The organism is Novosphingobium sp. BL-S-21, from assembly GCF_055521655.1.
Map to the genome: position 1 here is coordinate 2,126,453 of NZ_CM145496.1, position 11,048 is coordinate 2,137,500.

Sequence of the window (11,048 nt, forward strand, 5' to 3'; positions counted from 1 at the left end):
GGAACTCCTGTTGGGAAGGAAAGAGGTCGGGGCGCGTGCGGCTTTACGCGGCGCCGATCCGCACGCTCGTCATGCTGAGCGACTTGTGCTGGATGAAATCGGGCTCGAACGTCGCCGCTTCGTCCTCATGGCGGGCGCCCAGGACGTAGAGCAGCGGCAGGAAATGGTCGGAACTGGGCACCGAGAGCCGGGCGGCATCGCCCAGCGCCGCGTAGTCGATCACGGTCTGCGGATCGTCCGAGGCGATTGCCTTGCACATCGCGGCATTGAACTGCTCAGCCCAGGGATAGGGATCGGCGGCGGGGTTGGCCCAGTCCATGGCGGGCAGGTTGTGGACGATATTGCCGGTGCCCATGATCAGCACGCCTTCGTCGCGCAGCGGGCGCAGCATGCGACCGACCAGCCAGTGCTCGGCCGCGCTCTTGCCAAGGTCCATGCCAAGCTGGATCACCGGCACGTCTGCCTCGGGATAGGCATGGACGAGCACTGACCAAGTGCCGTGGTCCAGGCCCCAGTTGGCATCCAGATTCACCGGCATCGGACTGAGCAGTTCGCGCACGCGCTCGGCCAGCTCCGGGTCGCCGGGGGCGGGGTACTGCACGTCGAACAGGGCCTGCGGGAAGGCGCCGAAGTCATGGATCGTGCGCGGCTGGGCCATGGCGGTGACGGCGGTGCCGCGCGTCTGCCAATGGGCCGAGATGCACAGGATCGCGCGCGGCTTGCCGATGCTGCTCGCGATCTGGTTCCAGGTGCGGGTGACGGCGCTCTTCTCCAGCGCCACCATCGGGCTGCCATGTCCGAAGAAAACGATGGGAAGGCGGCTCATTGTGCGTCTGGCTCCCGGTACTGGGTTGGGGTTGGCGTCTATGCTCGCAGGCTATGGAGAAGGGGGCCGGGCGGTCTTGCGGCGGCGCGCACAAGAACTTGTCGCGCCGCCGGAGAAGCCCGTTTCCTATTCGCGCGTGTAGTCCCCGGGGATCTGCGGATTCTCGCCCGCCTTGCCCCAGAGCAGGATCTCGTTGCCCCAAGGGTCCGCGAAGGCGTGGTTGTAGCCGTTGAACTCTTTCCAGTAGTGATTGCGCCAGAGCACCTTGCCGCCCAGCTTCTCGGCGGTTTCGAGGATGCGCTCGGGGCTGTCGTCGTCGCCGATCAGCACCCAGATGCGCGCCTTGCGGCCCTCGGTGGACAGTGTGCGTGGTTCCACGCCTTCGGGATTCGGGTGTGGGCGGGCATTGTTCGCATCGAACACGCCGAGGTGGAGATTGCCGATCTGGCTGTCGCTGCCGTCCTTGTTCGGGAAGAAGCCGCCGGGGACCATGCGGTGGTAGATGCCGTGGGGGCGCGCGTCGTTCTCCCAGCCGAAGACTTCGGCGTAGAACTCTCCGGCCCTGGCCGGATCGTCAGTGGCGAAATCGACGAAGATGAGGGTGTTGGTCATAGCGGCTCCTTGTGTTTGAAAATCCGCCAAAGGTGGATTTTGGGCGGCACCGGCCCGTTTGGGCCGGTGCCGCCGCTGGCTCGCAAGGGGTAACGGGTGTCCGAACCGGCGCTCGCCATCCCGCGCACGAATCGTTGATTCCTCGCGCCGCTCAAGAAAAGGCGGCGCCCGGTACGAGACCGGACGCCGCAGACCGTCGGGAATGGGTGACGGTAAAACTTTGTGTATCAGGCGCGCAGGCGGGTGATCGGCGCGGGCAGGGGGGTCTGCGGCCCGCGGCGACGGTCCCATTCGCGGCGGTAGCGTTCGACCAGCCAGACGTTGAGCAGCCGCTGGGCGCCCTCCTGCCAGGAATAGCGGCCGCGCGGCGCGAACTTGGAGCGCAGGCCCTGCTGGACCAGTTCGTCGACATGGAAGTCCTGGCTGACGATCTCTTCGACGGCCGTGTCGTTCATCTTCATCTTCAGTTCGAACAGCGGATCGTCCATCGCCTCGGGCACCATCAGCGTGCCGATGGTCAGCGCGTGCGACTGGGCCGAGCGCGGGTCCATGATGAGGTAGAGCACGGTATCGTTGAGCACGACCAGCGAGAGGCTGGGCGGCAGGTTCACGAACAGGAGACGGTTCTGCTCTTCCTCGGTGAGTTTCGGAAACACCGGGAAGATCGCCTTCTGCGTGGCATTGAAGGCAGCGTTCTTGTGAAGCGTGCCGTTGAGCCGGTAGTAGCCCGCCGAATTCTCGGGCACCTCGGGAAACGAGGCCAGCCCGCTCGGGATGAAGTCGTGCAGCGGCCCCGCGTGCAGGCGGCTGGCGTGGTAGCCGTCGTTGTTGTTCTCCAGCATGACCTTCCAGTTCCACTGAAACACGGTGGCCTCCTCGGGACGGGGACCGCGCAAGCTGGCGAAATCGTAGTTGGCGACGACGGCCTCCAGGCCGGCCAGGCGGGGGGTGAGCGGTTCCGCCGCGGGATCGAGGTTGATGAACACGAAGCCATGCCAGATCTCGTGGCGGATCTCGGGCAGGCTCGCCGCTTTCCGGTCGAAATTGCAGGTCCGGTTCATCGCCGGGGCGCCCACCAGCGTGCCGTCCAGGTCATAGGTCCAGTGGTGATAGGGGCACACGAAGGCACGGGCATTGCCGTGCCCTTCCGCCACCAGCATGGCGCGGTGCTGGCAGACCGCGGAGAGCGCCTTCACGCTGCCGTCGCGGGTCTTGGTGACGATGATCGGTTCTTCGGCGCGCGTCACCGTGAAGAAGTCGCCAGGCTGCTCCAGCCACTCGGCGCGGCCGACGCAGAGCCATTCGTGCTCGAACAGCGCGGCCTTTTCGAAGTGGTGGAATTCCTCGTCGGTATAGCAGGCCGGAGGCAGCGTGTCGGCCTCGAGCGTGTTCTTGATGGAGCTGCCGAGGCTGTCGAAGAACGGGTCGTTGAGTAGAGTCATTCCTGCCTGATCCCCATGTCGGTGAGACCGGGGAGAACGCCCTGCGTCCTCCCGCTACCCGGCCAGACTAGCGGGCCTGCGCGGTCCATGCTTTGCACTGGGCGCAGGGACTTTTGGCAGGCGCCTATTCGGCCGGAAGCAGCGCGCCGTCGGCGATGTCGGGCTCGGCCGCGGTGGGCAGGCGCACCGGTGCGCGCAGGAACAGCACGGCGACGATCGTGGCGGCCGCCAGCAGCAGGGCGAAGATCAGGATGGCAAGGCCGTAGCCACCCGTCACGTCGGCGATGCGTCCGGCGCCGATCGGGCCGAGCACGGCGAATGTCGTGGCGGTGGTGGCCATGGCCGTCATGTCCCCCGCGATGCCGGCGCCGAAATAGCGCAGCAGCAGGATATGGGCGGAAAGCCAGGCCATGCCCCAGCCCAGCCCGAACAGTGCGGCGGCGGCAGTGGCCACCAGCACCAGCGAGGCGGACCAGAGCAGCGCCATGGCCAGGGCCTGAAGCGCGAGCCCGGCAATGAGGATGCGGCGCGGATCGACGCGTTCGCACAAGGCGCCGGTCACGCCCTTGGCGCCGGTTCCGGCGAAGGCGAGCAGACTCATGGCGATGGCGCCGGGCGCCGCGCCCTCGCCGAGGTTGGCGACATGGGCCACCAGGATCGAGTGGGCCGAAGTGACGGCGGTCTGCACCACCGTCATGATCAGCGCCAGGATCAGGAAGCTGGGGCTCGTCAGGGCCTGGCGCACGGTCCAGGCGCTCCGCTCGGTGGGAGCGTCCTGTTCGTGGCCCGCGCCCTTCACTTGTTCCACGCTCTCCACTTTCACGGCGTCGCGGATGCAGACCAGGCAGATCAGGCCGAGCGCCAGCGCGCTCACGGCCATGACCAGCCAGTGGAGGCGCCAGTCCCCGGTCATGCCGACGATGGCGCCCACGATCAGCGGCCCGGCGATCCCGCCGGCCGCGCCGCTCATGAAATAGAAGCCGATCATCCGCGCCGAGGTGCGGGGGAACCATGTCGCCAGCAGATAGACGGCGGGGGAGGGGGCGATCAGCGAGAAGCCTACGCCCATCAGCGTGGTGGCCACGAAGAAGAGGGTGAGATGCTCGATCTGGGATGCGATGAAGAACCCGGCCGCCAGCACCAGGCAGCCCGCGAACATCGTCAGCCGCGTGCCGATGGATTTCATCAGCAATGGCGGCAGAGGGCTCGCGAGGCCGCAGGCGAGGCCCAGCAGCGAGAAGCTGAGGCCGGCGGCCGCCTTCGACCAGCCGAGCTGCGCGACCATCGTGTAGAGGACGTAACCCAGCGAGGTGAACGTCGTCGCCGTCACGAAGAAGAACCCCAGAGAGGCGGCGAAAAGGACGAGGGCACTGCGCGGCATTGCTACTCCTGCGGGCTTCGTCCGGACGGAATCGCGGACTGACACGCGGTGCAGGCTCTCATGCTGCGGCTGCACACTCTTGATGACGGGCGCCTAGATAGTTGATCGAAACGCCGGGACAAGGCCCGCGGCGGGGAAGTGGCCGGCATGTCCGGAAACGGGAAGGGCGCGGAGACCGAAGTCGCCGCGCCCTCCTGCTTTCCGGCGAAGGCCGGAAGGGATCAGAACTTGTAGCCGACCGAAAGGATCACCTGGCGCGGCGGAATGTACGTGTCCATCACCTGGGCGCTGCCATAGGGGTCGGAGAACCGCGAGTTGATGCCGTTCCTGTCGAACAGGTTGATCACCCGCAGGGTCACGTTGGTATTGGTGCCCTCCGGCTCGTACTTCAGCATGGCATTGACCTGGGTGTAGGAAGGCGTGAGGTCCACGTCGCCTTCGTTGAACAGGCGGTATTGGTACTTGCCCCGGTAGATCAGCTGGGCGCGGGCGGTCAGCTCGCCCGGGCCGACCTTGCCGTTCCAGGTCGCCGCCACATTGCCCTGCCAGCGCGGCAGCTTGGGAATGCGGTTGCCCTTGATGTCCTCGCGCGCGGCGTCGCGCGCCAGGGTGGCGGCGTAGAAGTTGGTCCAGAACAGGTAGTCGGGATAGCCCGCCGCATTCTGGGCATTCGCGGCATTGGTCGGATCGAGCGCAAGGTAGTGCGAGGTGAACTCGCCTTCCAGCCACGACAGCGACGCGTCGAAGCGCAGGCCCTCGGTGGGGATGTAGGAGCCTTCGAGTTCCAGGCCGTAGACCCGCGCCTTGGGTGCGTTGCTGATGCCTTCGCCGTAGAGGATCGGGTCTTCCTCCAGGAACTGCATGTTCTTGTAATTATACAGGAAGGCAGAGCCGTTGAGCTGGAGCGTATCGCCCAGGAAGCGGTTCTTGGTGCCGATTTCGAAGGAATCGACGGTCTCCTGCTTGTAGGTCGGCAGGATCGAGTAGCTGCCTCCGGTGGAGGCCGCAGAGTTGATGCCGCCCGGCTTGAAGCCGCGCGTCCAGCTTGCATAGACCATGTTGCTGGGCGTGATCTGGTAGTCGAGCGCGACTTTGCCGGTCCAGGCGTCGCCCTTGCGGCCGCCGGTCGAGCTGGGCTGGAGATAGGCGCCCGAGGTCTGGCCGGACGCGCCGCCGGACATCGAATCGTATGTGCCGGTGGCCTTGTCGTGGTTGTAGCGCACGCCGGCCGTCAGCTTGAGCTGGCTGGTGAGGTTGTAGGTGCCCTGCGCGAAGACGGCATAGAGGTCGCGCTTGATCGTCGACAACTCGGCATAGGTCAGGTTGGCGACGAGCGGGTCGTTCCAGGCGGTGTCGGTGGGCAGGGCTTCCTGCAGGAAGTTGTCGTCGTCGCTGCGGTATTCGTTGACGTACTGGTCGTTCGACGAATGGAGATAGACGCCGCCGAGCACCCAGCTGAACGGGCCGGTGCCGTTGGAGGTCAGGTTGATCTCCTGGCTCCAGCTCTTGGTATCCGATTCCCAGAGCGGCACATGGTCGTAAGCGACGCCGGTGAAGCTGACCGGGTTGTAGGTCTGGGCATAGAACAGCGCCGTGTCGAGGCCGTCCGCATCCCAGGCCTGCTCGGAGTGGAGCTTCTGGTAGCCGGTGATCGACTTGATCGTGGCGAAGGGCGTCTCCCACTTGACGACGCCGGTGTAGAGCTGGGTCTTGACCACCGAGCGGCCGGGATAGTCCTGCGTCAGTTCGCGCGGATCCGGGTTGGGATCCAGGATGTTCTTCTGCGCGGGGCCGTTGGTGTTGCTGGTGAACTGGACGGTGTTCAGCACGATCGAGAAGTTGGAGGCCGGCTGCCACTTGGCGCCGAGCCGCCAGCCGGTTTCGTCCTGATCGTCGAGGTCGTACTCGTGGGTGCCCGGCACTTCGGTGGCATGGGCATAGCCGTCGTGCTTGGTGAACTGGAAGGCGCCGCGCACCGCCAGGCTATCGGAAAGCGGCACGTTCAGCGCGGCCGAGCCTTCCATGTAGTTGTAGTTGCCGTAGCCGGCGTTCACATTGCCGCTGATGGCGTCCGTGCTCGGCTCGATCGAGACGACATTGATGGTGCCGCCGGTCGAACCCTGACCGAACAGCGTGCCTTGCGGCCCGCGCAGCACTTCCACCTGGGCCACGTCGATGAAGGCGGCGCTCGCGGCGATCGAGTTGAAGATATAGACGCCGTCGATGTGGTAGGACACGCCCGGCTGGGTGTTGGTGTTCTCCGGCGTTTCCGAGCCCACGCCGCGAATGGTGATGATGCGCTCTCCGCCGCCGCTCTTGGCGACGACCAGGCCCGGTACGGTGCCGTTGAGCCCGGTGATGTCGTTGATGTTCGCGGCCTTCAGCGTCTCGGCCGTGATCGCGCTGACGGAAAGCGGGGCCTGCTGCAGGCTGACGTCCCGGCGTTCGGCAGTGACGACGATGTCGGTAAGGCCTTCCGCCGGCACGGCGGCTGCCACCGCGGCGGCGGCGGCATCGGCTTCTTCCGCATGGGCGCTGGCCGAGGCGAAGGCCAGGAGGGAGACGCTCGAGGCGAGCGCGTAGGCAAATCGAGACGTGCTTATCATCATGGTAGCTCCCCGAACAAAGTCAGACCGATTCCCGGGTGTGCGGCTCGTTTGTGGTTTTGGCCGCTTGTGGGAAAATCTGTCGTGAGGAGCGGATCGGGTCTTGTGCATTTGCGAATAAGTACTTGATCGGTGACCCCTGCCGCGAAGGGCAGGGCTGATGGAAATCGCCGATATTCGGAAGATTATCGACGCGGGGCTACGCCATGTGGGGCGGCCTCTATCCTTTTGCACCGCAAAATGCGGGGGCCACGGGGCGCCCGGGTCAAGCCGCAAAGGCCAGGACGACAACTGCGCCTCCGCGTCTGCCCCGGCCCGGCCCGCGTTGACCGGCCGGATGCTTGTCAACCGAAGCGACTGACAATCTGTGAAATGCGGCCTCAACGGCCTTGCCATCGCCACGAAGGGTGCGGCATGACGGAGGCGTGCTTTCGCAGAAAACCCGCTATGCCATCCGCGCCATGCAGCATCTTGCCGACAACTACGGGCAGGGTCCGATCCAGCTCGCGCAGATCGCAGAAGCACAGAACATTCCCGCCAAGTTCCTCACCACGATCCTGTCCGAACTGAGCCGTTTCGGAATCGTCGATTCCCAGCGCGGCAAGGATGGCGGCTATCGGCTGGCGGTGTCCCCGATCGACATCACTTATGGCGACCTTATCCGCCTGATGCGTGGCTCCCTGGCGCTGGTGCCATGCGCTAGCCGCTTCGCGCACGAGAAGTGCAAGAACTGCCTGGAAGAGGGCGATTGTCGTACGCGCGCCCTGATGCTGGAAGTGCGCGACCGGACTGCCGAACTGCTGGACGGAGTAAGACTTTCGGATCGCATCGATCCCGTCCCCGCCCAGGTCGACGATCAGGACTGATTGCGGACGCGGCGCATAGCCGGGCGCTTTCTTCGACCAACTCCCTCATTTTCAATGGCAATCGGCGAACGAAAAGTCAGCCGTGCCCGTTAAGTCCCCCGAAATTGCCATATCCGTCGAAGGGCAACGCCAGACATCGCTTCGGCGTAAATAGTTTTTGCTTGGGCGCGAAAACGAGAAACTTTCGGCTAGGTGTATTGTCTACTTATTCAGTTGAGAATAGAGAGGGGCAGCGGCGGGGAAGAGCCGCGCTCAGAGGAAGATACGCAATGTCTCAACCGTTATCGGACAACCAGCGATCGGGACGGCACCTCTCCAGGGATTCCGGGAATGACGATCCCAAGGCGGCACCGCTCGAAGTGGTCGCCGATGCCCTGGACCAGATGCGCTACGGCGTCATCCAACTGACAGTCCACGATGGCAAGCTGGTGCAGCTCGACATCACCGAGCGGCGGCGCTTCGCTTCATAAGCGCGCGCTGCCCCGGCAGTTACCAACCCGGCAATCGCTGACCGGGAAAATCAATTTCCTGCCAACCAGACCGGACCACCGGATGTGAGGCCCTTCGAAAAAACAAGGGGGATCTCATGAGAAAGACCATTCGCGGGCCGCTGCCGGCCCCGCTTCCGCTCGCATGCCTGACGTTCACGCTCGCCCCGCTGATGCTGGCCACCACGCCCGCGCTGGCCGGCGAGACCGCACCGGGGGCGGCTCCTGCCGTGGCTACCGCGGATGCCGCTGCAGGTTCCGCCGCCGAACAGGAATCACCGACCTCCGTCGGCACCGGCGCGCATGACCGGGGCAACGAAATCTTCGTGACGGCGCGCCGCCGCCAGGAATCCAGCCAGGAAGTGCCGCTGGCGATCTCGGTGGTGGGCGGAGAGCACATCGATTCCACTGGCTCGTTCAACGTCGGCCGCCTCCAGCAGCTGACGCCGACCCTGCAGTTCTATTCCTCCAATCCGCGCAACACCGCCGTGAACATTCGCGGCTTGGGCGTGCCGTTCGGCCTGACCAACGACGGGATCGAGCAGGGCGTCGGCATCTACATCGACGATGTCTATAATTCGCGTGTCGCTTCGGCCACGTTCGACTTCCTGGACGTTGCCCAGATCGAGGTGCTGCGCGGCCCGCAGGGCACGCTCTATGGCAAGAACACCACGGCAGGCGCCATCAACATCACCACCAACCAGCCGACCTTCGATTTCGAAGGCAAGGCGGAAGTGTCGATCGGCAATTACAACTTCAAGCAGGCCAAGGCCGCCATTTCCGGCCCGCTGACCGACAAGCTGGCGGCGCGCCTGGCGATATCCTCGACCGACCGGCGCGGCACGATCCGCAACGTCACCACTGACCAGTGGATCCAGAGCCAGGACAACCTCGGCCTGCGCGGCCAGCTTCTCTGGCAGCCCACTGCCGATCTGGCGATCACGCTTGCCGGCGATTACAGCACCCAGGACGCCAATTGCTGCGGCTCCGTCTATGTTCGCACCGGCCTCACGCAGCGCGCGCTGAACCGCCAGTACGCCGCACTCGCCGCCGCGCAGGGCTATGTACCGCCCAGCACCAACCCCTTCGATCGGCGCACCGATCTCGACACGCCGCTCCAGGCCAAGAACAAGATCGGCGGCGCTTCGCTGCGCGTGAAGTGGGACCTGGGCGCGGGTCAGCTGACCTCGATCACCGCTTGGCGGTTCTGGGACTGGGATCCTTCGAACGACCGCGACTTCACCGGCCTGCCGATCGTCGCACTCTCGCAGAACCCCTCGCAGCAGGACCAGTATACGCAGGAGCTGCGCTACAACTACAGCAGCGACAAGATCGACTTCGTGGTCGGCGCCTTCGGCTTCTACCAGCGGATCGATACGCAGGGCACCGAAGCGCAGGGCGCCGCGGCCAGCCGCTGGAGCATCGCGCCATCGAATGCGCTTTCCAACGCCCCCTCCGTGCTGAACGGCCTCGTCGCCTACAATACGCAGTATCTCAAGAACACGAGCGCCGCGCTGTTTGGTCAGCTCAGCTGGCATCTCACGCCCGAACTCACCCTGCAGCCGGGCGTGCGGCTGAACTACGACAAGAAGGAAGGCTACTACCAGCGCCGCGTGTTCGACGGCCAGGGCAACGAACTGCTGCTGGGCCAGGCGTCCTATACGGCACGCCAGACCGCACAGCTGGCGATCTACACCCCGCAGGAAATCTCGCCCGAGTTCAGCGACTGGAACTTCAGCTACGATTTCAACGCCAGCTACAAGATAACGCCGGACATTCTGTTCTATGCGACATATGCCAAGAGCTTCAAATCGGGCGGCATCAACCAGAACGGCGTGCCGGTGGACGCCCAGAACAACCCGATCCTGGCCTCCGCCACGGTGAAGCCCGAATCGGTCCACAACTACGAGGCCGGCATCAAGACCCAGTTCTGGGACCGCCGGGCGACCTTCAACCTGTCGATCTTCCGCACCGACATCGGCAATTATCAGGCCAATGTCAGCAACGGCCAGTACGGCGTGCTCCGCGGCTATCTCGCCAATGCCCAGAAGGTACGCTCGCAGGGCGTGGAATGGGACTTCTCGGTCCGTCCGAGCGAGCGCTTCAATGCCTACGTCAACGGCGCCTATACCGACGCCACCTACCGCAAGTTCACGGACGCACCCTGCCCGCCGGAGCTTTCGGGCGGCACCACCGCCACCTCGGCCCAGACCCCCGGCGCGCCCGGCGTTCCCGGCGCGCTCAGCCCGGCCAACTGCAACATCTCCGGCCAGCGCCTGCCCGGCGTGTCGAAGTGGTCGTTCTCGTTCGGCGCAGAGGTCAACAACCCCGCCACCCTGCTCGGCAAGGAGGGTGAGGTCTACTTCGGATATGACGGCAGCTACCGATCGAACTTCTCGTCCAATCCGTCGCCTTCGGCCTATACCTGGGTGGACGGCTATAGCCTTTCGAACTTCCGGCTGGGCTTCCGGGCCGAGAGCGGATTTGACATCTACGGCTGGGTACGCAACGCCTTCGACGAGAACTACTTCGACCAGCTCTTCGTCGGCCCGGGCAACACCGGCCTGATTGCCGGCCTTCCCGGAGATCCGCGCACCTGGGGCATGACCGTTCGGTACAGCTTCTGATCCCCGCAACCCACGGAACAGGGAGGACCACCTCATGTTCGATCTCGGCCTAAGCATAGGGGACCTCGTGCCCTTCATCATCGTCGGATTTGCAGCGCAAGTCATCGACGGTGCCCTGGGCATGGCCTTCGGCGTCATCTCGCAGACGATGCTGGTCAGCGTCCTCGGCATGGCGCCGGCAGCGGCCTCGGCCAGCACCC

At 65.0% G+C, this 11,048-nt stretch carries 9 protein-coding genes (1 of these 9 cut by a window edge); 4 read left to right on the forward strand and 5 right to left on the reverse strand.

Translation table 11 applies throughout. From position 1 onward, the window contains the following. Positions 1 to 43 precede the first annotated feature (43 nt). The 5 genes from ygiD to ACZ1J6_RS18605 form a co-directional block, all read right to left on the reverse strand. Positions 44 to 826: a 4,5-DOPA-extradiol-dioxygenase gene (ygiD, locus tag ACZ1J6_RS18585; protein WP_465127717.1), complete on the reverse strand. Its 783-nt coding sequence runs from the start codon at positions 824 to 826 to the stop codon at positions 44 to 46. Between the two features lie 126 nt (positions 827 to 952). Then, positions 953 to 1,438 (reverse strand): VOC family protein, encoded by a 486-nt coding sequence (locus ACZ1J6_RS18590; protein ID WP_465127718.1) that lies wholly within the window; start codon positions 1,436 to 1,438, stop codon positions 953 to 955. A 227-nt stretch (positions 1,439 to 1,665) separates the two neighbouring features. Beyond that, positions 1,666 to 2,880, reverse strand: coding sequence for an aromatic ring-hydroxylating oxygenase subunit alpha (locus tag ACZ1J6_RS18595; RefSeq protein ID WP_465127719.1), 1,215 nt, complete (start codon positions 2,878 to 2,880; stop codon positions 1,666 to 1,668). Positions 2,881 to 3,004: 124 nt separating this feature from the next. Next, entirely contained in the window at positions 3,005 to 4,261 is a 1,257-nt protein-coding gene (locus ACZ1J6_RS18600) for an MFS transporter (protein ID WP_465127720.1), read from the reverse strand. A 221-nt stretch (positions 4,262 to 4,482) separates the two neighbouring features. Next, entirely contained in the window at positions 4,483 to 6,870 is a 2,388-nt protein-coding gene (locus tag ACZ1J6_RS18605; protein ID WP_465127721.1) for a TonB-dependent receptor, read from the reverse strand. Between the two features lie 422 nt (positions 6,871 to 7,292). On the opposite strand from ACZ1J6_RS18605, the gene ACZ1J6_RS18610 reads away from it, so the two are divergent. From ACZ1J6_RS18610 to ACZ1J6_RS18625, 4 genes are all read left to right on the forward strand, one after another. Beyond that, positions 7,293 to 7,733 (forward strand): RrF2 family transcriptional regulator, encoded by a 441-nt coding sequence (locus ACZ1J6_RS18610; protein ID WP_132269984.1) that lies wholly within the window; start codon positions 7,293 to 7,295, stop codon positions 7,731 to 7,733. Between the two features lie 269 nt (positions 7,734 to 8,002). Further along, positions 8,003 to 8,203 (forward strand): YezD family protein, encoded by a 201-nt coding sequence (locus ACZ1J6_RS18615; protein ID WP_132269986.1) that lies wholly within the window; start codon positions 8,003 to 8,005, stop codon positions 8,201 to 8,203. 191 nt (positions 8,204 to 8,394) lie between these two features. Then, on the forward strand, positions 8,395 to 10,848 hold the full coding sequence (locus ACZ1J6_RS18620; protein WP_465128272.1) for a TonB-dependent receptor: 2,454 nt from the start codon (positions 8,395 to 8,397) through the stop codon (positions 10,846 to 10,848). Positions 10,849 to 10,882: 34 nt separating this feature from the next. Beyond that, positions 10,883 to 11,048, forward strand: partial view of a sulfite exporter TauE/SafE family protein gene (locus ACZ1J6_RS18625; RefSeq protein ID WP_465127722.1) — the start only. Its footprint extends 617 nt past the window's final position; 166 of the gene's 783 nt are visible here — the first part of the coding sequence; its start codon is at positions 10,883 to 10,885; the stop codon falls past the right edge of the window.

Bases quoted from the DNA above. Each gene is read 5' to 3' on its own strand.
- ygiD (WP_465127717.1), bottom strand. From the start codon at position 826: ATGAGCCGCCTTCCCATCGTTTTCTTCGGACATGGCAGCCCGATGGTG.
- ACZ1J6_RS18590 (WP_465127718.1), bottom strand. From the start codon at position 1,438: ATGACCAACACCCTCATCTTCGTCGATTTCGCCACTGACGATCCGGCC.
- ACZ1J6_RS18595 (WP_465127719.1), bottom strand. From the start codon at position 2,880: ATGACTCTACTCAACGACCCGTTCTTCGACAGCCTCGGCAGCTCCATC.
- ACZ1J6_RS18600 (WP_465127720.1), bottom strand. From the start codon at position 4,261: ATGCCGCGCAGTGCCCTCGTCCTTTTCGCCGCCTCTCTGGGGTTCTTC.
- ACZ1J6_RS18605 (WP_465127721.1), bottom strand. From the start codon at position 6,870: ATGATGATAAGCACGTCTCGATTTGCCTACGCGCTCGCCTCGAGCGTC.
- ACZ1J6_RS18615 (WP_132269986.1), top strand. From the start codon at position 8,003: ATGTCTCAACCGTTATCGGACAACCAGCGATCGGGACGGCACCTCTCC.
- ACZ1J6_RS18620 (WP_465128272.1), top strand. From the start codon at position 8,395: ATGCTGGCCACCACGCCCGCGCTGGCCGGCGAGACCGCACCGGGGGCG.